This is a genomic window from Bradyrhizobium sp. BR 1433, from assembly GCF_051547665.1.
Lineage (GTDB): Bacteria > Pseudomonadota > Alphaproteobacteria > Rhizobiales > Xanthobacteraceae > Bradyrhizobium > Bradyrhizobium australafricanum.
Genome location: NZ_JBPUGG010000001.1, coordinates 1,548,753 through 1,574,834, shown reverse-complemented (window position 1 = coordinate 1,574,834; position 26,082 = coordinate 1,548,753). Strand labels below are relative to the sequence as shown.

Sequence of the window (26,082 nt, the reverse complement as noted above, 5' to 3'; positions counted from 1 at the left end):
CCATGGCGAAATTGCACGTCACCACCTCAGTCAATGGCGAGCCGGTCGAATTCCTGTGCGAGCCGTACGAGACCATGCTCGACGCGCTGCGCGGGCAATTGGGGCTCACCGGCTCGAAGGAGGGCTGCGCGTCCGGCGATTGCGGCGCCTGCTCGATCACGCTCGACGGCCGCCTGGTCTGCTCCTGCCTGATGCTCGCGGCCGAGGCCGAGGGCCACGAGATCGGGACCATCGAGGGCATGGCCAGAGGCGAGAAGCTGCATCCGTTGCAGCAGAAGTTCCTCGAGCACGCCGCGCTTCAGTGCGGCATCTGCACCTCGGGCATGCTGGTCGCCTCCGAGGCGCTGCTCGCCAGGAATTCAAACCCGACCGAAGAGGAAGTCCGCTTCTGGCTCGCCGGCAATCTCTGCCGGTGCACCGGTTACGACAAGATCGTCCGCGCGGTGATGGAGACCGCGGCTGAAATGCGGCAAGGAATGGTGGAGACCCGCCCATGAACGTCGTCAACAACAAATGGATCGGCCAGCGCACCATCCGGCCCGATGGCGTCGACAAGGTGACCGGCCGCGCGGCGTTTGCCGCCGACACCACCATGCCCGGCATGATCTGGGGCAAGGTGCTGCGCAGCCCGCATCCGCACGCCCGCATCAAGTCGATCAACACCGCCAAGGCCGAGGCGCTGCCTGGTGTGAAGGCGGTGGTCACCGCGCGCGACATCGTCGACTTCACGATCGAGAAGGGCGCCGTCATGCTCGGCATCCAGGACATGCGCTGGATGTGCCGCAACGTGATGGCGCGCGACAAGGCGCTGTTCCCCGGTCATCCCGTCGCCGCCGTGGCCGCGACCACGGAGGCGATCGCGGCAGAAGCCTGCAAGCTGATCGAGGTCGACTACGAGGTGCTGCCCTGGGCGATCGAGATCGATGACGCGCTGAAGGCGGATGCGCCGATCCTGCACGAGTTCAACAGGTTCGACGGCAAGCCCTCGAACATCATGGGCCGCCTCGAATCGAAGAAGGGCGACATCGCGCAGGGCTTCAAGGATGCCGAAGTCGTCATCGAGCGCTCCTTCACCACGCGCCCGGTGCACCAGGGCTATATCGAGCCGCATGCCTGCCTGATCTCGGTCGCGGCCGACGGCAAGACCACGATCTGGTCGTCGAGCCAGGGCCAGTTCATGGTGCGCGCGATGACCTCGATGCTGACCGGCATCCCGCAGAGTGACATCCGCGCCATCCCCGCCGAGATCGGTGGCGGTTTTGGTGGCAAGACCATCGTCTATCTCGAGCCGCTCGCGACCTTGCTCGCCAAAAAATCCGGCCGCCCGGTCAAGATGGTGATGACGCGCGAGGAGGTGATGCGCGCCACCGGGCCGACCTCGGGCTCGAAGAGCACGGTGAAGATCGGCGCCAAGAAGGACGGCACCATCGTCGCCGCCCATGGCAGCTTCTATCTGCAGGCCGGCGCCTTCCCGGGTTCGCCGATCCGCGGTGCGGTCGGCTGCAGCTTCGCGCCCTACGACATCCCGCATGTGCTGTCGGAGGGGTTCGACGTCTGCTCCAACCGCTCCAAGGTCGCGGCCTATCGCGCGCCCGGCGCGCCGATCGGCGCCTATGCGGTGGAATGCGTGCTCGACGAGCTTGCCGAGGCGCTCAAGATGGACCCCTTGGCGCTGCGGCTGAAGAACGCGGCCAAGGAAGGCACCAAGGCGGCGCACGGCCCGGTGTTCCCGCGGATCGGCTATATCGAGACGCTGGAAGCCGCCAGGAACCATCCGCATTATGCCGCGCCGCTCGGCAAGCTGCAGGGCAGGGGCGTCGCCTCCGGCTTCTGGTTCAATGCCGGCGGTGAATCCTCCGCGCAGGTCAACATCACCGAGGACGGCAACGTCGTCGTCACGACCGGGCATCCCGATATCGGCGGCTCGCGCGCCGGCATCGCCAATATCTGCGCCGAGCTGCTCGGCATCGACTACAAGCGCGTCTCCGTCATCATCGGCGACACCCAGACCGTCGGTTTCTCCAACCTGACCGGCGGCAGCCGCGTGCTGTTCGCCTCCTCGATGGTGGTGACGCAAGCCGCCGACAAGGTGATCGCGACCTTGCGCGAGCGCGCGGCGAAGATCTGGGAGATCGATCCTGAAGCCGTGAAGTGGGAGAACGGCGCCGCGCATCCGGTGAGCCCGAATGCCGGCCAGTTCGAGCCGTTGACGCTCGCCGACCTCGCCGAGAAGGCGCCGTCGCAGGGCGGCCCGATCGGCGCCAGCGTGCAGCTCAACACCCAGGGCGCCGAGGGCGGCTTCGGCACCCATATCTGCGACGTCGAGGTCGATGTCGATCTCGGCATCGTCCGCGTCATTCGCTACACCGCCGTGCAGGATGTCGGCCGCGCCGTGCATCCGAGCTATGTCGAGGGCCAGCTGCAGGGCGGCGTCGCGCAGGGCATTGGCTGGGCGCTGAACGAGGAATACATCTACAACAAGGACGGCAAGGTCGATAATCCGGGCTTCCTCGATTATCGCATGCCGGTCTGCTCCGACCTGCCGATGCTCGACTGCGCGCTGGTCGAGGTGCCGAACCCGAAGCATCCGCAGGGCGTTAAGGGCGTCGGCGAGGTGCCGCTGGTGCCTGTGATGGCCGCCGTCGCCAACGCCGTCCACAACGCGCTCGGCAAACGCTTCTACAGCCTGCCGATGTCGCCGCCGAAGGTGTCGGAGGCGCTGGACGCACCGACGCAGCAGGCCGCGGAGTAGGGAGCGTAGGGCGGGTTACGCCAACGCAAACCCGCCCTACGGTTCTACTACGGTCGCCGCGTAGCCCGGATGAGCGAAGCGATATCCGGGGGAGACCGGCCCCGCATGTCGCTGCGCTCATGCGGGCTACTCGTTGCCATCGCCGCCGCAAAGGGCGATTGACGTAACCGGCATTGCCTCGGCAAGATCGATCGGACGCATCAGGCTCACCGTGAACGGCTGAGATGACCCACCCCGACGAGCTGTCCGCCTACATGATCTTCGGCCGCAGCGATTGGGCGGCTTTGCGCGCCAGCACGTCGCTGACGCTCTCGGACGCCGATCTCGCGGCGTTGCGCGGCTTGAACGAACCGATCAATTCCGCCGAAGTCAGCGACGTCTATCTGCCGCTGACGCGCTTGTTGAACCTGCATTTCGCGGCCGCGCGCAACCTCGCGCACGTCAAGGCGGAGTTTCTCGGCCGGCCGGCACGCCGTTCGCCCTACATCGTCGCATTGGCCGGCAGCGTCGGCGTTGGCAAGAGCACCTTCGCCCGTGTGCTGTGCGCGCTGCTGGCCCGCTGGGCAGATCATCCGCGGGTCGAGCTCGTGACGACCGACGGCTTCCTGCATGCCAACGGCGTTCTCGAAGAGCGCGGTCTGATGCGGCGCAAGGGTTTTCCCGAGAGCTACGATCTGCCGCGCAGTTTGCGATTTCTGGCGGCGGCGAAGGCGGGCGAACGCGAACTCGAGCTGCCGGTCTATTCGCATCTGATCGGCGATATCGTGCCGTCGGAACGCCAGGTCATCCAGCAGCCGGACATCCTGGTCTTCGAGGGCCTCAACGTGCTGCTGGCGCGCGGCACGGCACCGGTGGTGGTGTCGGATTTCTTCGACTTCTCGATCTACCTCGATGCCGACATCCAGTCCTGGTATGTCGAACGCTTCCTCAGGTCGCAGCCGACGGCGTTCCGGAATCCGCGTCCTATTTCCATCACTACAGGGACCTGCCGCCGGGTGACGCGCGCGAGGTCGCGGAGCGGCTGTGGCGTGAGCATCATCGCGCCAATCTCAGGGAGAACATCTTGCCGACGCGGACGCGGGCCGACGTCGTGCTGCGCAAGCGCTTCGACCATTCGATCGGCGAGATCTGGTTGCGCGAGACGTAGATGTAGCCCGGATGAGCGAAGCGATATCCGGGGGAGGCTGATCCCGCATGTTGCGGAGCCCGTCATCGGGCGCGCATTCGTGCGACCCGTTGGCTCATGCGTGCTACAGAACAGTTCCGCTTACCGCAGCTCCTTCCCCAGCTGCGCAAGCACCGTCTCGCAGGTCATCAAGTCCAGATGCCCGCCACCGGCGTTCTTGAAGAAGGTGATGTCGCTATCCGACAGCCGGCCGGCGACGGTGCCGCGGGCAAGATCGTAGTGGTCGCCGAGCACGTCGTTCTCGGTGATCGCGCCGCTCGCGATCGGTTGCAGGATGTCGCCGACACCGTCGAAGGCGGATTCGCGGCGGTCGACGAAGATGCGCGAACGCCGCGCCGCCTCGTCGTCGGACTCGCGGGTCTCAGGGGTGAAGCCGCCGACCAGGTCGAGATGGGTGCCGGGCTTCAAATTGGCGCCCTTGACCAGCGGCTGGCGCGAGCGGGTGCAGGTGGTGATGATGTCGGCCTCGCGTGTCGCGGCGTCGAGATCGGTGACGGCCTCGGCCGCGATGCCGTCGCCTTCCAGCAGCGCGGCAAGTTCCTCGGCGCGTTCCACCGTCCGGTTCCAGACCTGCACCCGTTTCAGCTGCGGCCGCACGGTGCGATGGCCGCGCACCAGCCAGCGCGCCATCTCGCCGGCGCCGACCACCAGCAGCGTCTCGGCATCCGGCCGCGCCAGGTGTTTCGCGCCGAGCGCGGAATCCGCGGCGGTCTTCCAATGGGTGATCTCGGCGGCGTCCATCACCGCGAGCGGCCGGCCGTCATTGCCGTCGAACAGCACGCAGACCGCCTGCACCGCCGGCAGCTTGCCGTGGGCGAGGTTGCCGGGAAAGCTGGTGTAGAGCTTGGTCATCATGAAGCGGCCGGCATCGACCGCGCTGCGCGTCACTAGCTGCTGGCCCTTGTCGTCGCCGAGATAACCGTCGTGCACCGCGATCTTCGGCCGCCGGTGCGCGGCCTCGATCGCCTCGATCAGGACCGGAAAGCTCAGGACGCGGTTGACCTCGCTGTCGTCGACGATATGCACGTGGTATCTCCTCTGGAGCGCCCCTCGCGCTCTCGCCGGATGTCCCCCAAATCTGTGCGGACTGGATAGCGCGTGGGCGGCGTAGTCAACCGGACATGCACCGCCGGGCGTCCCTTGCTATCCTGCGGACCTGATTCTCTCGCAGGTTTTCGCAAGCCGTGGTTGCATTCATCGTCGCCGTCCTGATCTTCATCCTGCTCGGCGGCGCCGCGCTTGCGACCATGGCGATCCATGTCCGGCTCGCCGATCATCACCGCAGCGACGAGACCAATACCTCGGTACGCCTGGTCGCGACGCTGTTCGTCACCATGCCGTCGCTGCTGCTCGGCCTGATGATGAACAGTGCCGCCAACACCTATGTGGCGGTCGATCGCAATTTGCACGTCTTCGCCACCGACCTCATCCTGCTCGATCGCAGCCTGCGGCCGCTCGGGCCGAGCGCCGAGGAGCCGCGCAAGCGGCTGCTCGCTTATGTCGAGCAGGTGCTCAAGGATGTTCCGATCTCCAGGGCAAGCGCGGTGTCCGAGCGCCTGCTCGACGAGGTCGGCACCAGCCTGCGCGAGCTGCGGTTCGACGACGAGCAGAAGGTCGCGCTGTGGAACGACGCGCGCTCGGTCTATCGGCAGGCGGTGCAGCAGCGCTGGACCTTTGTCGAGCAGTCCGACGGCTCGTTTCCGTCGCCGCTGATCTGCATCCTGGTCGGGTGGCTGACGCTGATGTTCGCCACCCTCGGCTTTCGCGCGCCGCGCAACGCAGTGGTGATCTCGACCACTGTCGCCGCCGCGGCGTTGATCTCGGCCGCGATCTATCTGATCCTCGAAATGAGCACGCCGTTCTCCGGCCCGATCCAGCTCTCCGACCGCCCGCTGGTGCGCGCGGTCGAGGAAATCAAACGGTAGGGAAGTGTAGCCCGGATGGGCGAAGCAATATCCGGGGCGGAGTACTCCCGCATCTCGCTGCGCTCATGCGGGCTACGGGACGGTATCGGCACGCGCCTGCGGCTTTATTCCCCTCGCATCGATCGCCGTCCCGAAAATTCTTCGCGCGCCGCCAGCGGAATAGTGCGCGCCCTCCGGCGTCCTAACGCATGCAAGCCATTTGCATTCGAACAGGAGACATCATGAAGACATCGATCTCGCTCGCGCTCGCCACCGCCGTGTCGCTTGCGTTCGCCTCAGCCGCCTTTGCCGCGCCGCCGACCAAGACCGGAACCACCGCGAAAGGCTCGGTCCTCACCGACGCCAAGGGCATGACGCTCTACACCTTCGACAAGGATTCCGAAGGCAAGTCGGCCTGCAACGGACCGTGCGCGACGAACTGGCCGGTCTTGAAGGCGGACGCCAGCGACAAGGCCGAAAGCGGCTACACCATCATCTCGCGTGACGACGGCTCCAAGCAGTGGGCCTACAAGGGCAAGCCGCTCTATACCTTCGCCAAGGACCAGAAGGCCGGCGACATCACCGGCGACGGCTTCCTCAACGGCGCCTGGCACCTCGCGCAGCCCTGAGGCTTGCGGGTGGATTGAGGGTAGGGCGGGTTAGCGCAAGCGTAACCCGCCATCTCTCCGCGCGCGAAACATGCGGCGGGTTACGGGCCGCCCTGCGGGCGGACCCGTTGGCTAACCCACCCGTCGATCGTGCCTGAGGCGACGATCGCGCCTCACGCCCTGCGCTTCAGCGCCATGCCCATGCTGATCCAGCTCACGCCGGCGCAGATCAGATCGACGCTGAGGAAGATGCCGAGCACGTAGAGGCTCGAGACCGGCCAGCGCGCCAGGATCATGGCGCCGAGCACCAGCGTGATCAGGCCGGAGATCGCGACCATTCCCCAGGGCGCTTCCGAGTTCATGCCGAAGGCGAGGAAGATGCGGACGATGCCCGACACCACCAGCGCGATGCCGAGGAACAGCGTCAGCGTCGCCGCGGCGAGCAGCGGGTTCTCGAAGGTGATGAAGCCCGCCACGACATAGAGCGCGCCGAGCAGCAGCCAGAACAGGAATTTGCCCCAGGTCTTGAACTGGAACGCGTTGATGATCTCGGCGACGCCGGCGACGATCATCATGGCGCCGACGAACAGCACGCTGACGACGGTGGCGAAGAAGACGCTGCCGAAGGCGAGCACGCCGGCGATCAGGTAGATCACGCCGAGGGCGACGATCAGCCCCACTTGGCGCGGAGGTTGGAAAGCCCGGATCCGAGGCTGTGAGGAGGTGTGGCGGGTGAGCTGGACGCAGTGGACATCGTATCGCTCCCGAATACTTGATGAAACCATGCTACCATAGGTCAAGGCACGGACAAGGGCGGGTGCGCAGCTGGCACGAACTGCATGCTGGCACCAAAGGCGCCGCGATACGTTGATTCAATTCGTCCGCTGTGTTGCCGCGCAGCATTCGTCGGTTTGACGGCCGCCGGCCCGCATCGGACGATGGACTGTCCGAACCGCAGCGCAAGCGGTCCGGATCGCGCATCCACAGAGGAGGTCGACATGCCCGCCACGCACGACAAGGATCACGTCTACAAAATCCTGGAACTGGTCGGATCATCGGACAAGAGCATCGAGGCGGCGATCGAGAACGCCGTGAGCCGCGCGTCAAAGACGATCCGGGAAATGAAGTGGTTCGAGGTGGTGCAGACGCGGGGCCATATCGAGGACGGCAAGATCCGGCACTACCAGGTGGCGCTGCGCGTCGGCTTTACGCTGGAGTAGGGCGTTCAGGTCGCTTGCGCCTTGCAGCCTGCAGGATTGCTCGGGACCCATGGATGCGATCGGCATCCGGCTTTCCCTGCGCCCTCTGTCATCAGGGCGGCGAAACGAAATGCAAAACTCGCGCTGCAGAGGCCGCGAGACTGCAGATGCGTGACTCACAAGCCGCACCACACATTCATCGTCGTCCCGGCGCAGGCCGGGACCCATTACCCCAAATCTCGATTGTTGCGCGACGCTGGGGCCGCGACCCCCGTTCATCACCGAATTCGGTGGTGATGGGTCCCGGCCTTCGCCGGGACGACGAATGTGGAAAGAGCGGTGCCGCCGGCCCTCATCACCGCCGCGACAGCGGCGCGGGGGCGGCGGGGCGGTGGCGCCGGCGGCGAGGGAGCGCTGCACCATCATGGTGTCGGACCAGCGGCCATAGCGATAGGCGACACCGGGCAAATGGCCGACGCGGGCGAAGCCGAACCTTTCGTGCAGCGCGAGCGAGGCGGCATTGTCGCTGTCGATGTAGCCGATCATCTGGCGGAAGCCGGCGGCGGCGCAGGTGTCGATCAACTCCTGCAGCAGCCGGCCGCCGACACGCTGGCCGGTGAAGCGGTGATGCACATAGATCGAATGCTTCACCGTGTAGCGGTAGGCCGGACGCTTGCGAAACAGCACGACATAGGCATAGCCGACCACTTCGCCGTCACAGATCGCGACGAGGTGGGGCAGGCGGGTGTTGCGCAGATTCTTGCGGCGATCGCGCAGATCGTCGGGCTCCGGCGTGCCGCTGTCGTCGACGCTTTCCTCGACGCCGCGGCGGATATGGTGGCGGTAGATCGACAGCATGGCGTCGACGTCGCTGTCGCGGGAAGGACGGACGGTGATCTTGTGATCATTCTCCATTGTGTTGCGTCCGTTCGCCTATTCGGACACGACATAGGTGTAGAAGCGGACACGGCCGGAGTCGTCGATCTCCTTGTAGATGCCCTGGACCTCGACCTCGAAGCCCGGGAACGCATTGAAGCTCGCCTCGAACATCTTCAGGTAATCGATCATCGGCTTGCTGCGTTCCGACAGCCGCTCGCCGGGCACGATGGTGGCGATGCCGGGCGGGTAGACCACGAATGGCGTCGCGGCGACGCGGCCGAAGATCTGGTCGATCGGCAGATAGTCGACATCGTTGCGGATGAGATATTGTGCGGCCTGGCGCGGCGACATCGCGATCTCGGGCAGGTGCTCGGGCAGGAATTGCCTGGCCTGCAGCGTGCTGACGCCGCCGTCGCGGAAGAAGCGGTGCATGTCGCCGCAGAGGTCGCGCAGCCGCACCCCGCTATAGCGTTGCGGGCGGCGGCGGAAGAATTCGGGGATGACGTCCTCGATCAGCGCGTTGTCGTCGTGCAGCTTCTTGAAGGCGACGAGCCCCGACACCAGTGTGCCGGCCTTGCTGGCCTCGACGCCGGGCGTCAGCAGGAAAAGCAGGGAGTTGAGGTCGTTCTTCTCGGCGACGATCTGGTTCTCGCGCAGATACTGCGCCACCACCGGTGCGGGGATGCCGTGATCGGCATAGGCGCCGGTGGCGTGATCGAAGCCCGGCGTCAGCAATGTGAGCTTGTTCGGATCGGTCATGGCAAAGCCGGCCGTCAGCTCGGGGAAGCCGTGCCAGGTCTCGCCGGGATTGAGCTGCCAGTAGGACGGGTTGGTCGCGAGCTGGTCGGTCGAGATCGCCTCCCAGGCGACATTGTGCACGCCGTTCTCGCGCGCGACGTCGGGGATCATGACGCGATCCGGCACGAACGGCTCGAAGAACCAGCGCCGCTCGGCCCGCGTCTCCTTCTCCTCGAACTCGCGCTTCACGGCGCGGATCTTCTTGCGCAGCTCGATGCCGAGCCGGATCGTGTCGTCCCACAACACTTCGCCGGAGCGGCCCTTCATCATCTGCGCGCCGACATCGAGCGAGGCGAACAGCGGGTAGAACGGCGACGTCGAGGCGTGCTGCATGAAGCTTTCGTTGAAGCGGCGGTGCTCGACCCGGCGCTTCTGGCCCTTGATGTGGCGGTCGCGGATGTGGATCTGCGAGGCCTGCGAAAAGCTCGCGAGCTGCTTGTGGGTCGATTGGGTCGCGATGATGCCGGGCGCCTCGGTGCCGAGATCGGACAGTCCCATGGCGAAGCGGCCGGCATAGATCGGGTGGAATTTCATGAAGCCGGCCCAGGCCTCGTCGAACAGGATGTAGTCGCAGAGATGGCCGATCCGCTTCAGGATCATCTCGGCCGAGTGGATGGTGCCGTCATAGGTGCACTGCTCGACCACGGCGACGCGGAACGGACGCTCCTTCTTCCAGGCGTTCTCGTCCTTCACCAGCGGGTGCTTGCGGATGTGGTCGCGCAGCGTGCCCTCGTCGAGCAGGTCCCAGCGCATCGGCCCGATCAGGCCCCAGGCGTTGCGCACCGTCGGCACGTAGACCGGGATGCCGCCGCCGATCAGCAGCGCGCCGTGATGCGCGGCCTTGTGGTTGTTGCGGTCGAACAGCACGAGGTCGCCGTCGGTAACCAGCGAGCCGAGCGCGACCTTGTTGGAGGTCGAGGTGCCGTTGAGCACGAAATAGGTCTTCTCGGCGCCGAAGATCCGCGCCGCCTCCTTCTGCGCCCGCAGCGCCGGTCCCTCATGGGTGAGGAGGTCGCCGAGGTCGAGCACGGAATTGTCGAGGTCGTCGCGGAACACGGCTTCGCCGAGATGTTCGACGAACACCCGTCCGATCGGGCTGCGGCTATAGAAGACGCCGCCATTATGGCCCGGGCAGGTCCAGAGCTGGTTGCCTTCCTCGGCATAATCAACCAGTGCGCCGAAGAACGGCGTCTTCAAATTCTCGGCATATTGCTTCAGCCTGGAGATCAGGTTCTTGGCGATGAAGGGCGGGGTTTCCTCGGACAGGAACACATAGCCGTCGATGAAATCGAGCACCTCGACCGGCAGGTCCTCGAACCGCTTGCGGCGGATCAACAGGATGATCGGGAAGTCGAGGCCGCGCCGGCGCATCAGGTTGATCAGCGCCGCGGTCTTGCCTTCAAGGCCCTTCTTGCCCCAATCGACCACCATGCAGCCGATCGCCGCATCGGTCTGCACCGCGATCTCGGCATCTTCCAGCTTGCGGGCACGAACCACCTCGAAGCCGGAGCGCTCGATCTCGGCGATGATCTGGTTGAAGCGGATGCCCTCGAGGTCGTCGGCCTCGAACACTGGCGCTGCGAACAGGAAGTTGAAGCGTTTGAAATAGTCCATGCGTGTCCCCGAACTGGTCCGGCGCTGACGTGTCGGCACAATTCATGACAGGCAGATGACAATGGGGCGGATGGAGGATCGAATACGTTGTTGGGGACGCAATCCCTCACTGCACGACGTCAGCCCGTGGATATTCGAGTTGCATGGCGACGAAGTCCGCCGTATCACGGCCATAGCGTGTTTCGATCCCGGCAAGCGCCCGGTCGAGCGCCTGCGCGGGTGGCGCGGTGCCGACCGCGGGCAGCAGACGATCCGCGGACCAATCCGGCGCCACGACCTGCGGATAGACGCGCAGGCCGTTGCGGGTCGTCACGACGTCGTCGGTCGCGGCGAACGTCACGGCATGCGAACGGTAGGTGCGCGACCAACTGTCGGCGACCAGCGCCAGCGAGACCTCGTCGACGCCGGGGGCCAGCGCGAGGCCGAGCTGTTCCCGGTTCCAGAACGCCAGCGTGTTCCGGAGGGCGGTCAGCGCGAAAGGACGCGTGAACTTGAAGGCGTTGCTGTCATGTCGCGCGTCCCAGCCGGGCAGGCCGATCTCGCGCGCGACGGCCTCGGCCTTGTCGCGGCCGGCGATCGCCTCGATCAGGGTCAGCGACATCGGCATCGAGGCCGAAATCCCGGTCGTCGTCGCGACGCCGCGATCGACCACGATGCGGCGGTCGGCGACGTATTGGATGGCGGGATGTTTGCTGCGCCAGTTCTTCAGGTAGAACCAGTGCGTGGTGGCGCGCCTGCCGTCGAGCAGGCCGGTCGAGGCGAGCACCTTGGCGCCGGCGCAGACGGCGACGATCACAGCGCCTTTCTCCGCCTGCTGCCGGATCCATTGCATGACTGCCGGATCGTCGTCGCGGCTCATCGCCGGTACGATGACGTAGTCCGCGCCGTCCGGATGTGCGGTGTCGAATGCGGCGATGGTCGCATCAGGCTCGACTTTCAGCACCGGGAACAGCGCGACCGGACCGGGTCCCGTCGCCAGCGTGACGACATCGGCGACATCGGCGCGCTTGAGGATGCCGTAGGGCATCAGATAGTCGGTGGTCTCGGTCATGTCGTTGATGCCGAGCATCACGATCAGCGGGCGCGACCGCTTCGGCGGCTTCAGCTCAGCGACCATCGCGTCGTGCTCTTGCGTCGCGATCGGCGGCGGAACGCGGAACGCCGATGCGGCGGGCAGGGTGAAGAGCCAGATGCCGCCGATGATTGGAACCAGCGCGGCAACGGCGATGCCGCTCCACGCGAGAAGCCGCCAGGTCATGATGATCGATCTCAACGTATCCGCGTGCGTCGCCCGGCACGCAAGCTACTCGCCGGCCACGTCAACCAAAACGGCGAAATTCCCGCAAAAAAGGACACGCGAACAACGCGGCTCACAGGCATCGCCCGGACGAGCGACAGCGACATCCGGGGCGGTCCTTCCCCGCATGTCGCTCCGCTCATGCGGGCTACGCGACGTGCTCAGTAGACGAGGTTTGTACCCGGCGGCTTTTCCAGTGCCGCCGCCAGCGTCCGATACTCATCGCAGTCGGTGCCACATATCTCGGCGATCCGCTGCAGATGATACTGCGCCTGGTCGCGGTTTCCCTGTTCGATCTGCCACAGGCCGTAGTAGTTCCACGTCAGGACGTGGTTCGGATCGGCCTTGAGCGCACGTTCGTACCAGACCTGCGATTGCTTGTAGTCGCCGAGCTTGCGATAGGAGTAGCCGATCAGGTTCGCAACGTTCGGCTGATCATCGCGGCCGAGTGCGTGCAACTGATCGATCGCGGCGGTGTAGTCGTTGCGTTCGTAGATTGTCGCATAGGCTGCGCGATAGCCGTCGCGGAACGCCGGGTCTTCGAAGCCGGACTGCTTGACGGGCTTCTTGATCTTGTGCGTGGTCTTTCTGTCCTTTTGCTGGGGATAGGACGGCGCGGGAGTGCCGTAGCTCGACCCGTATGGGTCGCCACCACCACCACCACCACCACCGCCGCCGCCTCCGCCAGCCGCGATGGCGGTCTGCGATGGGAACAGAATGATCGGCGCTGTCAGGAATGCCGCAAGCATCATCGGTGACTTGATCATGTACGCCTCCCGATTTGACAAGGACAGTTATTGACCTGAAGCACTAACTCCCGATCGCGGGAGACATTCCGCGCGTTTTGAGAAATTGTTTGCCGAAGCGGCAATCGCACTGTCTCTTCGGGACGTCGCGCTTTCACGTGCACGCCGGCAGAGTGTTTTGTTCGCACCATCGGACATCGGACATCGGAGTCGAAACTAACATCGGTGTTAGAATCACACGCAAATGCTCAATGGCCATCTGGACCCGCGGCAAGGAGGACGATCGATGATGAAAACGGACCTCGCCGAGATCTACCGGAACTACATTGCCTGTTTGAATCGCCAGGACTGGCCGCAACTCGGTCAGTTCGTTGACGAGGATGTGTGCCACAACGGCCGGCGGCTCGGGTTATCCGGCTATCGCGCGATGCTGGAAGGGGACTTTCGCGACATCCCGGACCTTCGCTTCAACATCGTTCTGCTGGTGTCGGATGGGTCCCATGTCGCGAGCCGGCTGGCGTTCGACTGTTCGCCGAACGGCACATTCCTCGGTCTCGGCGTCAACGGCAAGCGCGTCTCCTTCGCCGAGAACGTGTTCTATGAATTCCGCGACGGGAAGATCGTGCAGGTCTGGTCGGTGATCGACAAGGCTGCGATCGAGGCCCAGCTGTAGCGGCGGAGCCTGGATGAGCGTGGCGTCGCTATTTCCGCTCCGGATGCCAGGCGCCGTCCCAATCGGCCGCCGGCGGATCTTGCATGAAGGCTGCGACGCGCGCCTTCATGGCGATCGACGGGCCGTCGCCGGGCGCCGCCGCCAGCGCCGCGGCGAAGGCTTGCTCGGCGTCATCCCAGCGGCGCTCGCGATAGGCGGCGAGACCGTCCGCGTAACGCTGCCGCAACTCGGTCTGCGCCGGCGTCAGTTCGTCCTTCTTGCCGAGGATTTCGAACACCGCGACCGGCTGGGTCTGCCCCATCACGACGAGGCGGTCGATCTCGCGCAGCTCGATGGTTGCGGCGCAGGCCGCGGCGGTGGCCTCCGAGATCAGGCTGCGGCTGCCGTAGAACTTGTTGGCGCCTTCCAGCCGCGAGGCGAGGTTCACGGTGTCGCCGAGCACGGTGTAGCTCATCATGAACTCGGAGCCGATGCTGCCGACCAGGGCCTCGCCGGTGGCGATCCCGATCCGGATGTCGCAATCGGCCGGGATCACGCGCACGCCGAGCAGTTCGGGCAGATCCTTGCGCAGCTGGTTGACCTGGCCGATCATGTCGATGGCGGCAAGCGCGGCCAGATGGGTCTGCTCGGCCTCCTCGACGAAGGGCGCACCCCAATAGGCCATGATGGCGTCGCCGATATATTTGTCGATGATGCCGCGATGCGCATGGACCGGCGCCGACATCGTCGACAGGTAGAGGTTCATGATCTTGACGAGGCCGCTCGGCGTCACGCCCTCGCTCAGGCTGGTGAAGCCCTTCATGTCGCAGAACATCACCGTCATGACGCGGCGCTGTCCTTCGGTCGCGGCGATCGCCGGCTGTTCGAGCAGGCCCTCTGCAATTCGCGGATTGATGTAACGGCCAAACGTCTCGCGGATGCGCTGGTTGTGGCGCAGCGTCTCGATCATGCGGTTGAAGGCGGCCGACAGCTGGCCGATCTCGTCCTGGGTCGTGATGGTGATGGCTCCGTCGAGGCGGCCGGCCTCGACCTCGCGGGTACTTTCGAGCAGGCGCATCACGGGACGCGTGATGCCGCTGCCGACCAGCATCGCGAACACGAAGCCGAGGATCGCGGCAATGGCGGTCACGACGCCGGAGATGATGATCGCCCGCTGCTGGGCACTCATCACCTTCGCGGCGGCCGAAGCGACCTGCGCCAGCATGTCGGCACGGATGCCCTCGATCCTGGTGTTGAAGTCGTCGCGCAGGGCGTTGGCGCGGAGCGTGGTCGCTTTCGCCGCCGCAAAGTCCTTGGCGTCGATTTGCTCGAGCAGCGTCTTGTTCTCCGCGTTCAGGCGCATCAAGAGGTCGTTGACGGCATTGTCGATGCGGTCATCGAGGCGTCCGAGCGCGGCGTTGTCGGATGGCGTCGAAGGATCGGCGATGATCGCATCGATCAGCACGCGCGCGGCGTCGGCCTCGCGCTTGATCAGCGGCTCGATCTCGTCGAAGGCCTTGCGTGCGCTTTCGTAGCCTGAGTCTTCGCCCGGCGCCTGCATCTTCGCCATCATCATCCGGCGCATGGCGAGCGACCGCTCCAGCGCGCGGATGTTGACGCGGGCGAGGTGGCCATAGGCGGGGATGTAGCGGTTGGTGAGCTCGTCGAGGAGATGGCCGACCTGGCCCGCCATCACCATCGACAGCAGCGACGTGATCACCGCGAGGATGATGAGTCCCGCGGCAATGCCGACGATCTTCTGCCTGATCGAATTCCGAAACATGCCCAGCCCGGCCGCAGCTGCAATGAGCGGGTCCACCCCGCCGTGACGGCCAGACAGCTAATAGAGTTCCGCGGGGCGGGGTGCAAGCGACCGGCGCCTGCCATCCCGTCCCAAGGCGGGCGCCGGCGGCTAGCGCAGGCCTTCGTAGACCATCAGGCCGCGCGCGATGGCGAGCTTGCGCAGGGTCCGCGGCACGAACCGCTCCTGGGGATGCAGGTAGCGCCACGAGGTCAGCACCAGGTCGTGCAGCCGGCCGATGTCGTCCTCGAACGGGGCGAGCAGGCCGGTGAGGCTCGCCGGCATATGGACGCGGCTCGTGAAGGGCAGCAGCAGCAGTTCGAGATGCGCCTTGGCGCCGCTCTCGGTCGTGGCGGTGATGCCGGCGATGGCCGGCAGGGTCTCTTCGACGACGCAGGTGATGATGTCTTCGATCTCGCCGCGGCTCGCGCTGGTGAACAGGGCGGAAAAGCTCCGGTTCTTGAGGTCGCAGCCGAGCAGGGCGGAGGTGCGGGTGCCGGCCACGCGGAACGGAAAGCGGGTCTCGCCGTCATAGGACAGCACGAAGATGTCGGACAGCAGTTCGCGTACCGCGGACGGCTCGAACTCACTCCGGTCAGGTGCACGTGCGGTGCCGCGCTTCGCATTCCAATATGCGAAGAACTCGCGGCTCGAGCTGTGTTTCATCTAAACCTTGCCCGGCACCTGTCTCGGCGGGACACATCTGTCCCGGTTTTGCTCAGGCGCCTTCCCTTCTCTGTTGTGCAGGGAAGGCTGTGCAGCGTCCATGCCGTGGCCGCGCTTTGGGCGGCTTATCGGCAGCTTTGTGTTGTTAACGTAAATTTAACTATGTCCTTGGCCCCCGCGGAACCAGTGGGTAGGGTCCGCGCGTTCCCGTTCGCGCCGGCTGCCCCAAGCGCCGGCGCCTTTGGTACACAGGTGGCGTCAAACAGTTTGGTCACCGTGCGGGGAGGGGTGGGGATTTTCTCCCGATCCCTCCGGGGCACGAGAAGACCAGCAGATCAGGGAGGGCGTTCTCAGCGCCCTCCCTTTTCTTTTGTCCCGATTCCGCACTGCGCGACACCCGGTGTCCGATTTTGGGATTGTGCACTTGCACAGGGGTGCGAAAGCCGCCTATCTCTGATCCACCGCCGCATCGAGGTCGCCGACCCCTTGGACTCCCATCCCGAATCCCCGCTCGCGCCGCCGCCGGAGGCGCCGCGCGAGCCGATCCTGACCTTGCCGCCGGCGCTCACCGCCTACATCCTCCTGATCGCGGTGATTCATCTGCGGGTGCTGCTGCCGCCGGAGCTGGAGAACTGGACCATCGACGTCTTCGGCTTCATCCCGAAGCGCTACGATTCGACGCTGCTCGACATCACCTTTCCGGGCGGCGAAGGCGCCAAGGTCTGGACCTTCGTCACCTATTCGCTGCTGCATGCCAACCTCACCCATATCGGCTTCAACGTGCTGTGGTTGCTGCCGTTCGGCAGCGCGCTGGCGCGGCGGTTCGGCGCGCTGCGTTTCTTTGTCTTCATGGCGGTGACGGCGGCCGCCGGGGCGCTTGCGCATCTGTTGACCCATGAGCACGCGATCGCGCCGATGATCGGAGCGTCGGCTTCGGTGTCGGGGACGATGGCGGCGGCGATCCGCTTTGCCTTCGTGAAGGGCAGCTTCCTGTCGTTCAGCCGTGGCGATGCCGAGGCGGCGGCCAAGGTGCCTGCGCTGTCGCTGTGGCGGGCGCTGCGCAACGGACGGGTGCTCGCCTTCCTGGCGATATGGTTCGGCGTCAACATCCTGTTCGGCGCCACCTCGCTGTCGCTCGGCGGCGAGGGCGCGAGCGTCGCCTGGCAGGCGCATATCGGCGGCTTCCTCGCCGGACTGCTGCTGTTCTCGTTGTTCGATCCGGTGCCGCGCACGCGGGACGATGCTGCAGATGCGTCGTCGGTGGATCAGTCGGGGCGCGTCTGATCGCCGCTTGCGGCCTGGATCGAATTCCTCCATCATCTTCGCGACGCAGAAACAAAGCGGGCCGACAAATCGAGCCCTGCTACTCACCGCGCCCCGGAACCGAAATCGGCGCGGAACTGTCGATTGAAGACTCTGGCGAACAGGCTCGGCTCCGCTCAAGCGGGGCACGAGCGGATTTAGGGAGGCCGACAATGACGGTACGTTCCATTCTCGATGCAAAAGGCCATCAGGTCATGAGCGTCGCGCCCGGCGCGAAGCTCTCGGCCGCGGTCAAGCTGCTCGGCGAGCGCAAGATCGGCGCGGTGCTTGTGATGGAGCAGAGCCGCATGGAGGGCATCCTGTCGGAGCGCGACATCGTGCGCGTGCTCAGCGAGCGCGGCGCAGGCGCGCTCGACGAACCGGTCAGCGCGGTCATGACCAAGAAGGTCGTGAGTTGCCGCGAGTCCGATACGGTCAGCGGCATCATGGAGATGATGACCACGGGAAAATTCCGCCATCTTCCTGTCGTCGAGGACGGCAAGGTGGTCGGGCTGATCTCGATCGGCGACATCGTCAAGCGGCGCGTCGAGGAATATGAGCGCGAGCAGGAGGCGCTGCGCGACTACATCAAGACCGCCTGAGCGCTACTTCCCGGTGTTGCCCGCGCCGCTCGACGGCGGCACCAGGATGTCGATCGCTTCCTCGATTGCGCTGATAGAGCGTTCGGCGGCGCGCATGCCGTGCGCGATCAGGTCGTCGGCGCGGTGGAAGTCGAACCAGCCGATCTGACCGACCCGCGGCGAGATCAGCATATCAGGCGGATCGCCGGCAAGGCGTGCGCGGGTGATGCGGTCCTGCATGATGTTGAAGGCGTCGACCATGACGCTCGAGATGCCGGGCCGGCTGGCGCTGCCGAAAAACTCCCGCTTCACGGTGCGTTCGGCGGAGAAGAAGCGGCCAAACCGGCGCTTCGGCGGCTCCGGCTCGAGCTCGGCCTCGGCGGTCACCGCAACCGTAACTTCGGGCGCGGCGGACGGGCCGTGATTGTAGATCGTGGTCGAGTGCGCGAACACGTCGCTGGAGAGGTTCGCCGCAATGACGATCTCGGCGCCGAGCGCGCGCGCGGCCGAGACCGGCACCGGATTGACCAGCGCGCCGTCGACCAGCCAGCGGTCGCCGATCAGGACCGGTGCGAAGATGCCGGGCAGGGCGTAGGAGGCGCGCATGGCGTCGACCACGCGGCCCTGGGTCAGCCAGATCTCGTGCCCGGTGCGCACTTCGGTGGCGACGCTGGCGAACTTGACCGCGAGGTCCTCGATCATGACCTGGCCCAACGCAGCCTCGATCTCGGCGGCCAGCTTGGCGCCGCGGATCAGGCCGGAGCCGTTGAGGCGGATATCGAGGTAGCCGAGCACGCTGCGCGGCTGCAGGCCGCGCGCCCATTGCTCCAGCGTCTCGATATGGCCGGCCGCATAGGCGCCACCGACCACGGAGCCGATCGAGGTGCCGACCACCACATTGGGGACGATGCCGTGGGCCAGCAGGGTCTTGATGATGCCGATATGGGCAAAGCCGCGAGCGGCGCCGCCGCCGAGCGCAAGCCCGATGACCGGCCGGCGAACCGTTCCCAGGCCTACCTTGTCGGGGCCGTCGGAGCTCTTGTGGCCTCGGCCCATCCAGCTATCCAACACGACAAATCTCCTGCCAGCGCGAGACTAGGCTGCGCAGCATGGCTGCGCCAGCGTCGTCCGTCTTCATGGTTAGTCCCACAGGCACGATTCATGCCCCGGGTAGTCCGCGGTAGGCAGGGAATGTGACTGGACCGCGACGGTAGAGCTAACATCGGCTTGATCGCGTGGTTCCAAATGGCGGACGCCGCCCGCCCGGACTGTGACAAAGCCTTGGACGCCCCCTGGATCCCCTTGGACGAAGGCTTGAATTTGCCGCGTTTTCGTTGAAAAGCATGATGATGACTTCGAGGGGCAACGGCATCGACGGATGCGGGCGGGGCATGCGGCTCCTTCCGGTGTTGACGCTTGCGGCATTTTTGCTCGCCCTGATCCCCGGTTCCGTATCTGCACAGTTCTTCAGCGACCGGCCGCCGCCGATTCCGCCCGCCTCGGTCCCGGAGGTGCCGTCCGGTCCGGCGCTCAACCTGGCGCCGCCATCGGGCGGCGGTTCAGGGCCCGTTCTGCCCGGTCCGCTGAACCAGCCGACCATCGTCCAGCCCTCGATTGCGACCGTGCCGCCGGTGGTAGCCGTGCCGCCGGCCGGCTCGCCCGCCGCGGGGCAGGCGGTGCTGTCGCTGACGGCGCGGTACGGCAAGGACCTGCCGGTCATCAATGCCGGGCTGGTGTGGCGGGTGTTCGCCGACAAACCTGACGACAACGGCACCTACAAGCTGGTCCGCGAAGAGCGCGGGGCGACGCCCAACGTGGTGCTGCCGCCCGGCAACTATGTCGTCCATGTCGCGCTCGGCCTCGTCAGCGCGGTGCGCGCCGTCAGCCTGAAGTCGGAGACCGACCGCGAGTCCTTCGTGCTGCCGGCCGGGGGCCTGCGGATCGAGGGCCGGGTCGGCAGCAGCAAGATCCCCGCCAACCAGATCTCGTTTGCGATCTACAAGGGCAGCCAGTTCGACGGCTCGGACCGTGGACCAATGGTGCCGAACGTTGCCGCCGGCGACGTCGCGCTGCTGCCCGAGGGCACCTACTACATCGTCTCCAACTATGGCGACGCCAACTCGGTGGTGCGCTCCGACATTCGCGTCGGGGCGGGCAAACTGACCGACGTCACCGTCACCCATCGCGCCGCCGTCATCACCCTCAAGCTGGTCAGCGAGCGGGGCGGCGAGGCGCTTGCCAACACCGCCTGGTCGGTGATCACGCCGGGCGGCGACGTGATCAAGGAATTCGATCGGCGCGTTCCCGCGCGTCGTGCTCTCCGAGGGCGAGTACCGCGCGATCGCCAAGAACGAAGGCAAGGTGTTCGAGCGTCCCTTCAACGTCGTCAACGGTGTCGATGGCGAAGTCGAGGTCGTGGCGCGCTGACGTCCGGCCGGTCCTGCATTTCATGCAGCTGTCATAGTCTCTAATGTGAACTAACCATCGCGCGAATTTGAGCCGTCATAATCGCTCGCGGCGATACCGGGCCTGCCTATTTTTACATGACGTTAAGCCGCGGCATGACTTGGATGCCGTGGGGACTTTGGGTTTGAGCATGATCTTTTCGGAAAACCGCTTCGCACTTTTCCGGATCATGCTCGTGTTTGCGTGGGGCGCGCCATGGTCATGGCCAACAAGAAATCAGCTAAAGCATCGGCCAAATTCAATTCCGAGATGTTCGCCGACGTACCGGTTCTGCAACGCAAGTGGCAGGCCGCGGTCCGTCCCGGCGAAAAGCTGCCGCACTATGAAGACGTGATGCTCGGCAGTCTCGGCCGGCTCGCGGATCATATCGTGCTGCTGCGGAGCGTCGATGGCATACTCAGCGTCTCGCATGCCGGCCGCTATGTCCAGACATGGCTGAACGACGAGCGCTGGGACATTCCGCTCAGCGCCCTGCCGCCGGATTGTGCCACCGCGTTGACCGAAGCGGCCGCAAACGCGCGCGAGAACTGCCGGCCCTATCTGGCGTCGGCGCATTGCGTCCGCGACGGGCTGGTGCGGACCTTCGACGTGCTGGCGCTGCCGACGCGGTCGCGCTGGGGCGGTATCCTGGTCGGCGTCTATGTCAACGAGCGCAATGCGCAGTACAATCTGCTCGATACGATTTTCTCGGCCACCGACGAGGGCGTGCTGTCGCTCGCCGCGATCCGCGATGCGCGCGGCGAGCCGGCCGACTTCCAGATCGTGCATCTCAACCAGGGCGCCGCAAGGCTGCTGATGCAGCCTGCGACCGAATTGCTGTGGCGCCGGCTCAGCGCCGGCGGCAATCCGCTTGCGGCGTCAGCGGTGATGAGCCGTCTGCGTGGATTTGTCGGCGGCGGCCCGGGCGGGCAGTTCGAGATCGACAGCGGCGATCGCTGCCTGCGGCTCGGCGTCACGGCGTTCGGCGACATGCTGTCGCTGACCGTCTCCGACGTCACCGCGCTGAAGCAGCGCGAGCTGTCGTTCCGCCTGCTGTTCGAGAACAACCCGATGCCGATGTGGGTGTTCGACGCCGGCACGATGGAATTCCTCAGCGTCAACGACGCCGCCGTTCAGCACTATGGATACAGCCGGGAAAAGTTTCTCGGCATGACGCTGCGCCAGATCTGGCCGGTGGACGAGTGGAGCGTGCACAGCGCCGCCTTGCGCGAGATCGGCGACGTCTATCAATCGAGCCGCGACTGGCGGCACATCAGGGCCGATGGCAGCGAGATCCATGTGCTGACCTTCGGGCGCAAGGTGGCGTTCGAGGGCCGCGACGGCTATCTGGTCGCGGTGGTCGACATCACCGAGCGCCGCGCCGCCGAAGCGCGGATCGCGCATATGGCGCACCATGACGGTCTCACCAATTTGCCGAACCGCGACTTCTACCAGGAGCGCCTGCGCGAGGCGCTGGAGCGTGGCCGCAGCGGCAACAAGCGCGTCGCGGTGATGTGCATCGACCTCGACCTGTTCAAGAACGTCAACGACTCCTTCGGGCATCCGATGGGCGACCGGCTGCTCAAGCTGGTGGCGGAGCGGCTGCGCGAGGTGGTCCGCGACGACAATGTGGCGGCCCGCCTCGGCGGCGACGAGTTCGCGATCGTGCTTGCGGCCGACGTTTCGCCGAACGAGGCGAGCGCTTTCGCCGAACGGCTGATCGAAGCGCTGAGCGCGCCCTACAACATCGACGGGCTCGAGGTCGTGGTCGGCGCCAGCGTCGGCATCGCGCTGTCACCGGGTGACGGCACGACGTCGGAAGAATTGATGCGCAATGCCGACATGGCGCTGTACCGCGCCAAGTCCGAGGGCGGCGGCGTGCACCACTTCTTCGAACCGGAGATGGATCAGCAGGCGCAGAAGCGCCGCGACATGGAGCGCGATCTGCGCGCGGCCTTCAGCAACGGCGAGTTCGAGCTGCACTACCAGCCGCTGGTCGATATCGCGGCCGACCGCATCTCTGGCTTCGAGTCGCTGCTGCGCTGGCGGCACCCGCAGAAGGGCATGGTGTCGCCTGCGGAGTTCATCCCGGTCGCCGAAGACATCGGCCTGATCGTCGCGCTCGGCGAATGGGTGCTGCGCGAAGCCTGCTCCGAGGCGATCAAGTGGCCGGCCGACGTCAAGGTTGCCGTCAATCTGTCGCCGGTGCAGTTCCGCAGCCGCAATCTGGTCCAGGCCGTGATCTCGGCGCTGGCGCATTCCGGCCTGTCGGCGCGGCGGCTCGAGCTCGAGATCACCGAGTCGGTGTTTCTGGCGGAGACCGAGGCCAACCTCGCGATCCTGCATCAGCTGCGCGAGCTGGGCGTCAGCATCTCGATGGACGATTTCGGCACCGGCTATTCCTCGCTGAGCTATCTGCGCAGCTTCCCGTTCGACAAGATCAAGATTGACCGCTCCTTCGTGAAGGATCTGGCGCGGCGCTCCGATTGCCTCGCGATCGTGCGCGCGATCTCGGGGCTCGGCCGCAGCCTCAGGATCACCACGACCGCGGAAGGGGTCGAGACGACAGACCAGCTCGACTGGCTGCGCGCCGAAGGTTGCAACGAGGTACAGGGATTTCTGTTCAGCGCGGCGCGGCCGGCCGGTGAGATCGCGGCCTTGCTGAGCGGCTTTGCGGAGCGTGCGTCGAAGGCGGCGTAGTCGTCATGCCCGACAATGGCGAGGGCTTTGTAGCCCGGGTGAGCGAAGCGACACCCGGGACGAGTGTCCCGCATATCGCTCCGCTCATGCGGGCTACAAGGCTATACCCTAGAACCGCGTCACGATATCCGACAGGGCCGGGCGCGGGCGGTCCTCGCTCGGCCTGGTCGGGGTGCCGATGTGAATGAGCCCGGCGAGCTTCTCGTCCGGCTTCAGGCCGAGGCCGTCGAGCACGTCGCGGTCGAAGACAAACCAGCCGGTCAGCCAGCAGGCGCCGTAGCCGAGCGCGGTCGCCGCGGTAACGATGTTCATCGCGCTGGCGCCCGCCGACAATTCCTGCTCCCACGGCGGCACCTTCGGGTGCGGCTTGGTGAAGGAGACCACGCCGATCACCAGCGGCGCGTCGGTCAGGCGTTTCTTCTCGACCTCGATGTCGGAGGCCGGCGCCCCGGGATTCTTCCGGGCGAAGACCTTTGCGATCACGTCGCCGGCCCGCGCGCGGGCATCGCCCTCGAACACGATGAAGCGCCAGGGCGCGAGCTTGCCGTGGTCAGGCACGCGTGCGCCGATCGTCAAAATGGTCTCGAGCTCGGCCGCGGACGGGCCCGGGCCGGTCATCTCGCGCGGTTTCATCGAGCGGCGCGTCTTCAGGAGTTCAATGGCATCGGGCACGGAAATGTCCTTCAAGGGGAGTCGTGCCCCCAAGATGGGGACACGACCAAGCCAATGAAAGCCAGTTTAGACCGATTGTGAAGATCAGGCGACGGATCGCGCCCGCTTCACGTCGGGCGGCGTCGCCTCATCCACCAGCGCGGCGATCGCCTCATCGGTCGGCATCACCGTCTGCCGCTCGCTGCCGAGGCGGCGGACCGAGACCGAGTGGGTCTCGGCTTCCTTCTTGCCGACGACGAGCAGGGCCGGGATCTTGGCCAGCGAGTGCTCGCGGACCTTGTAGTTGATCTTCTCGTTGCGCAGGTCGATCTCGACCCGGAGCCCGGCGCGGCGCGCTGCCGCCGCCACCACCTTGGCGTACTCGTCGCCTTCGGAGGTGATGGTCGTGACCACGAGCTGGGTCGGCGCCAGCCAGAGCGGGAAGTTGCCGGCATAGTGCTCGATCAGGATGCCGATGAAGCGCTCCATCGAACCGCAGATCGCGCGGTGCACCATGACAGGCGCCTTCTTCGAGCCGTCATGATCGATGTAGAACGCGCCGAACCGCTCCGGCAGGTTGAAGTCGACCTGGGTCGTGCCGCACTGCCAGTCGCGGCCGATGGCGTCGCGCAGCACATACTCGAACTTCGGTCCGTAGAACGCGCCTTCGCCCGGATTGATCTCGGTCCGGATGCGGTTGCTGCCCTTGGCCTTGATCTCCGACAGCACCGTCGCCATCACGCGCTCGGCGTGATCCCACATCTCGTCGGTGCCGACCCGCTTCTCCGGCCGCGTCGAGAGCTTGACGGTGAGCTCGCCGTCGAAGCCGAAATCGGCGTAGGTCGACAGGATCAGGTCGTTGATCTTGAGGCACTCGTCGGCGAGCTGCTGCTCGGTGCAGAACACATGGGCGTCGTCCTGGGTGAAGCCGCGCACACGCATCAGGCCGTGCATCGCGCCCGACGGCTCGTAACGGTGTACGACGCCGAACTCGGCGAGCCGCAACGGCAGGTCGCGGTAGCTCTTCAGCCCGTGCTTGAAGATCTGCACATGGCCCGGGCAGTTCATCGGCTTCAGCGCGAACCAGCGCTTGTCCTCGGCCTCGTCGCCGGCGGACTGCGCCGCAAACATGTTCTCGCGGTACCAGTCCCAATGGCCCGAGGTCTCCCACAGCGCCTTGTCGAGGATCTGCGGGGCGTTGACCTCGTTGTAGTCGCCGAGCAGCCGGCGCCGCATATAGGCGATCAGCTGCTGGAAGATGGTCCAGCCCTTGGGGTGCCAGAACACCACGCCCGGGCCTTCCTCCTGGAAGTGGAACAGGTCGAGCTCGCGGCCGAGCTTGCGGTGGTCGCGCTTCTCGGCTTCCTCGATCTGCTTGAGATAGGCGTCGAGGTCTTCCTGCCTGGCGAATGCCGTGCCGTAGATGCGGGTCAGCATCGGATTGTTGGAGTCGCCGCGCCAATACGCGCCCGCCACCTTCATCAGCTTGAAGGCGTTGCCGACCTTGCCGGTCGAGGTCATGTGCGGGCCGCGGCAGAGGTCGAACCAGTCGCCCTGGAAGTAGATCTTGATCGGCTCGTTGCCGGGAATGGCGTCGACCAGCTCGACCTTGAAGGCCTCGCCCTTGTCGCGGAACACCTGCTTGGTCTTCTCGCGATCCCAGACTTCCTTGGTGAACGGCTTGTCGCGCGCGACGATCTCGCGCATCCGCTTCTCGATCGCGGCAAAATCTTCCGGGGTGAACGGCTCGTTGCGGAAGAAGTCGTAGTAGAAGCCGTTCTCGATCACCGGGCCGATCGTGACCTGGGTGCCCGGCCACAGCGACTGCACGGCCTCCGCCAGCACATGCGCGGCATCGTGCCGGATCAGTTCCAGCGCGCGCGGGTCTTCGCGGCCGATCAGCTCGATCTTGGCGTCGGCCTCGATCGGATCATTGAGGTCGGCAAGCGTGCCGTCGAGCGCCATCGCGACGGTGCGCTTGGCGAGCGAGGGCGAAATGCCTTTGGCGATGTCGAGACCGGTGGTCCCTCTCGGGAAATCGCGCCTCGCTCCATCAGGGAAGGTGAGGGCGATCTTGTTCACGGGTTCTGCGGGTTTGAGGTTAGAGAGGCTGTACTGGAATCCGGATTCGGATTTGGGTGGCGTTTCTGCCATGGTGACTCCTGTAGCTCACTCCTGCGAACGAGCGCAGGTAAGCGGAAAGCAGCGGTATAGCAGGGGATTTGACGCCTGCAATCCGGCAATATCAAGAAAATGGGCCTCCGGCCGCACGGATTTGAACAAGGCTTGGCTGCAGGTAAC

19 protein-coding genes and 3 pseudogenes are annotated in these 26,082 nt (G+C 65.6%); 11 read left to right on the top strand and 11 right to left on the bottom strand.

Annotated elements, in window-relative coordinates; translation table 11 throughout:
• Positions 1-2: 2 nt before the first annotated feature.
• The 3 genes and pseudogenes from ACSKB9_RS07970 (at position 3) to coaA (ending at position 3,899) form a co-directional block, all read left to right on the top strand.
• Entirely contained in the window at positions 3-497 is a 495-nt protein-coding gene (locus ACSKB9_RS07970; protein WP_438072415.1) for a (2Fe-2S)-binding protein, read from the top strand.
• A complete protein-coding gene (locus ACSKB9_RS07965) occupies positions 494-2,752 on the top strand; it encodes a xanthine dehydrogenase family protein molybdopterin-binding subunit (protein WP_438072413.1) in 2,259 nt (752 codons plus the stop codon). The genes ACSKB9_RS07970 and ACSKB9_RS07965 overlap by 4 nt, the downstream gene beginning before the upstream one ends.
• 224 nt (positions 2,753-2,976) lie before the next feature.
• A pseudogene (gene coaA, locus ACSKB9_RS07960) lies at positions 2,977-3,899 on the top strand (type I pantothenate kinase).
• Between the two features lie 120 nt (positions 3,900-4,019).
• Here coaA and ACSKB9_RS07955 read toward each other — a convergent pair.
• Positions 4,020-4,964, bottom strand: a complete 945-nt coding sequence (locus ACSKB9_RS07955) for an ornithine cyclodeaminase family protein (protein WP_438072411.1) — start codon at positions 4,962-4,964, stop codon at positions 4,020-4,022.
• A gap of 158 nt (positions 4,965-5,122) precedes the next feature.
• Here ACSKB9_RS07955 and ACSKB9_RS07950 point away from each other — a divergent pair, with 158 nt between their 5' ends.
• Both ACSKB9_RS07950 and ACSKB9_RS07945 read left to right on the top strand, forming a co-directional pair.
• Positions 5,123-5,863 (top strand): hypothetical protein, encoded by a 741-nt coding sequence (locus ACSKB9_RS07950; protein WP_438072410.1) that lies wholly within the window; start codon positions 5,123-5,125, stop codon positions 5,861-5,863.
• 221 nt (positions 5,864-6,084) lie between these two features.
• A complete protein-coding gene (locus ACSKB9_RS07945) occupies positions 6,085-6,471 on the top strand; it encodes a COG4315 family predicted lipoprotein (RefSeq protein ID WP_438072408.1) in 387 nt (128 codons plus the stop codon).
• A gap of 152 nt (positions 6,472-6,623) precedes the next feature.
• Here the strand turns inward: ACSKB9_RS07945 and ACSKB9_RS07940 are convergent, their stop codons facing one another.
• Positions 6,624-7,130, bottom strand: coding sequence for an HdeD family acid-resistance protein (locus ACSKB9_RS07940; RefSeq protein WP_438072406.1), 507 nt, complete (start codon positions 7,128-7,130; stop codon positions 6,624-6,626).
• A 318-nt stretch (positions 7,131-7,448) separates the two neighbouring features.
• Between ACSKB9_RS07940 and ACSKB9_RS07935 the strand changes: the two genes are divergently transcribed.
• Positions 7,449-7,670, top strand: coding sequence for a dodecin (locus tag ACSKB9_RS07935; RefSeq protein WP_026192947.1), 222 nt, complete (start codon positions 7,449-7,451; stop codon positions 7,668-7,670).
• 334 nt (positions 7,671-8,004) lie between these two features.
• On the opposite strand, the pseudogene ACSKB9_RS07930 reads toward ACSKB9_RS07935, so the two are convergent.
• The 4 genes and pseudogenes from ACSKB9_RS07930 to ACSKB9_RS07915 all read right to left on the bottom strand — a co-directional run bounded on the left by ACSKB9_RS07930 (position 8,005) and on the right by ACSKB9_RS07915 (position 13,004).
• Positions 8,005-8,564: pseudogene (locus tag ACSKB9_RS07930) on the bottom strand (N-acetyltransferase family protein).
• A gap of 18 nt (positions 8,565-8,582) precedes the next feature.
• The gene (locus ACSKB9_RS07925; protein ID WP_438072404.1) at positions 8,583-10,940 is read right to left on the bottom strand and encodes an Orn/Lys/Arg decarboxylase N-terminal domain-containing protein; all 2,358 of its coding nucleotides are present in this window, start codon (positions 10,938-10,940) and stop codon (positions 8,583-8,585) included.
• 106 nt (positions 10,941-11,046) lie between these two features.
• Entirely contained in the window at positions 11,047-12,198 is a 1,152-nt protein-coding gene (locus tag ACSKB9_RS07920; RefSeq protein WP_438072402.1) for a DJ-1/PfpI family protein, read from the bottom strand.
• 200 nt (positions 12,199-12,398) lie between these two features.
• On the bottom strand, positions 12,399-13,004 hold the full coding sequence (locus ACSKB9_RS07915) for a tetratricopeptide repeat protein (RefSeq protein ID WP_438072401.1): 606 nt from the start codon (positions 13,002-13,004) through the stop codon (positions 12,399-12,401).
• Between the two features lie 265 nt (positions 13,005-13,269).
• Here ACSKB9_RS07915 and ACSKB9_RS07910 point away from each other — a divergent pair, with 265 nt between their 5' ends.
• On the top strand, positions 13,270-13,656 hold the full coding sequence (locus ACSKB9_RS07910; RefSeq protein WP_438072400.1) for an ester cyclase: 387 nt from the start codon (positions 13,270-13,272) through the stop codon (positions 13,654-13,656).
• A gap of 28 nt (positions 13,657-13,684) precedes the next feature.
• On the opposite strand, the gene ACSKB9_RS07905 is transcribed toward ACSKB9_RS07910, so the two are convergent.
• Positions 13,685-15,418: an adenylate/guanylate cyclase domain-containing protein gene (locus ACSKB9_RS07905; RefSeq protein WP_438072398.1), complete on the bottom strand. Its 1,734-nt coding sequence runs from the start codon at positions 15,416-15,418 to the stop codon at positions 13,685-13,687.
• Positions 15,419-15,547: 129 nt separating this feature from the next.
• On the bottom strand, positions 15,548-16,102 hold the full coding sequence (locus ACSKB9_RS07900; protein WP_438072396.1) for a PAS domain-containing protein: 555 nt from the start codon (positions 16,100-16,102) through the stop codon (positions 15,548-15,550).
• 486 nt (positions 16,103-16,588) lie between these two features.
• Here ACSKB9_RS07900 and ACSKB9_RS07895 point away from each other — a divergent pair, with 486 nt between their 5' ends.
• Both ACSKB9_RS07895 and ACSKB9_RS07890 read left to right on the top strand, forming a co-directional pair.
• Positions 16,589-17,386, top strand: coding sequence for a rhomboid family intramembrane serine protease (locus ACSKB9_RS07895; protein ID WP_057019671.1), 798 nt, complete (start codon positions 16,589-16,591; stop codon positions 17,384-17,386).
• 191 nt (positions 17,387-17,577) lie between these two features.
• Positions 17,578-18,006 carry a CBS domain-containing protein gene (locus tag ACSKB9_RS07890; protein WP_028336151.1) on the top strand — a complete coding sequence of 143 codons (429 nt, stop codon included), beginning with the start codon at positions 17,578-17,580 and terminating at the stop codon, positions 18,004-18,006.
• A 3-nt stretch (positions 18,007-18,009) separates the two neighbouring features.
• Here ACSKB9_RS07890 and ACSKB9_RS07885 read toward each other — a convergent pair whose 3' ends face one another.
• Positions 18,010-19,056, bottom strand: a complete 1,047-nt coding sequence (locus ACSKB9_RS07885; RefSeq protein WP_438072391.1) for a patatin-like phospholipase family protein — start codon at positions 19,054-19,056, stop codon at positions 18,010-18,012.
• 278 nt (positions 19,057-19,334) lie between these two features.
• Here ACSKB9_RS07885 and ACSKB9_RS07880 point away from each other — a divergent pair.
• Together ACSKB9_RS07880 and ACSKB9_RS07875 are read left to right on the top strand one after the other, a co-directional pair.
• Positions 19,335-20,412: pseudogene (locus ACSKB9_RS07880) on the top strand (hypothetical protein).
• 234 nt (positions 20,413-20,646) lie between these two features.
• Complete coding sequence (locus tag ACSKB9_RS07875) at positions 20,647-23,130, top strand: putative bifunctional diguanylate cyclase/phosphodiesterase (protein WP_438072390.1); 2,484 nt, start codon at positions 20,647-20,649, stop codon at positions 23,128-23,130.
• Between the two features lie 108 nt (positions 23,131-23,238).
• On the opposite strand, the gene ACSKB9_RS07870 is transcribed toward ACSKB9_RS07875, so the two are convergent.
• Complete coding sequence (locus tag ACSKB9_RS07870) at positions 23,239-23,802, bottom strand: nitroreductase family protein (RefSeq protein ID WP_076831733.1); 564 nt, start codon at positions 23,800-23,802, stop codon at positions 23,239-23,241.
• 84 nt (positions 23,803-23,886) lie between these two features.
• A complete protein-coding gene (gene thrS / locus ACSKB9_RS07865) occupies positions 23,887-25,935 on the bottom strand; it encodes a threonine--tRNA ligase (RefSeq protein WP_438072388.1) in 2,049 nt (682 codons plus the stop codon).
• Between the last annotated feature and the right edge of the window lie 147 nt (positions 25,936-26,082).

What these genes read in the sequence shown, in the direction of transcription:
- ACSKB9_RS07970 (WP_438072415.1), top strand. Translation starts at nt 3, where the DNA reads ATGGCGAAATTGCACGTCACCACCTCAGTCAATGGCGAGCCGGTCGAA.
- ACSKB9_RS07965 (WP_438072413.1), top strand. Translation starts at nt 494, where the DNA reads ATGAACGTCGTCAACAACAAATGGATCGGCCAGCGCACCATCCGGCCC.
- ACSKB9_RS07945 (WP_438072408.1), top strand. Translation starts at nt 6,085, where the DNA reads ATGAAGACATCGATCTCGCTCGCGCTCGCCACCGCCGTGTCGCTTGCG.
- ACSKB9_RS07935 (WP_026192947.1), top strand. Translation starts at nt 7,449, where the DNA reads ATGCCCGCCACGCACGACAAGGATCACGTCTACAAAATCCTGGAACTG.
- ACSKB9_RS07925 (WP_438072404.1), bottom strand. Translation starts at nt 10,940, where the DNA reads ATGGACTATTTCAAACGCTTCAACTTCCTGTTCGCAGCGCCAGTGTTC.
- ACSKB9_RS07920 (WP_438072402.1), bottom strand. Translation starts at nt 12,198, where the DNA reads ATGACCTGGCGGCTTCTCGCGTGGAGCGGCATCGCCGTTGCCGCGCTG.
- ACSKB9_RS07915 (WP_438072401.1), bottom strand. Translation starts at nt 13,004, where the DNA reads ATGATCAAGTCACCGATGATGCTTGCGGCATTCCTGACAGCGCCGATC.
- ACSKB9_RS07910 (WP_438072400.1), top strand. Translation starts at nt 13,270, where the DNA reads ATGATGAAAACGGACCTCGCCGAGATCTACCGGAACTACATTGCCTGT.
- ACSKB9_RS07905 (WP_438072398.1), bottom strand. Translation starts at nt 15,418, where the DNA reads ATGTTTCGGAATTCGATCAGGCAGAAGATCGTCGGCATTGCCGCGGGA.
- ACSKB9_RS07900 (WP_438072396.1), bottom strand. Translation starts at nt 16,102, where the DNA reads ATGAAACACAGCTCGAGCCGCGAGTTCTTCGCATATTGGAATGCGAAG.
- ACSKB9_RS07890 (WP_028336151.1), top strand. Translation starts at nt 17,578, where the DNA reads ATGACGGTACGTTCCATTCTCGATGCAAAAGGCCATCAGGTCATGAGC.
- ACSKB9_RS07875 (WP_438072390.1), top strand. Translation starts at nt 20,647, where the DNA reads ATGGTCATGGCCAACAAGAAATCAGCTAAAGCATCGGCCAAATTCAAT.
- thrS (WP_438072388.1), bottom strand. Translation starts at nt 25,935, where the DNA reads ATGGCAGAAACGCCACCCAAATCCGAATCCGGATTCCAGTACAGCCTC.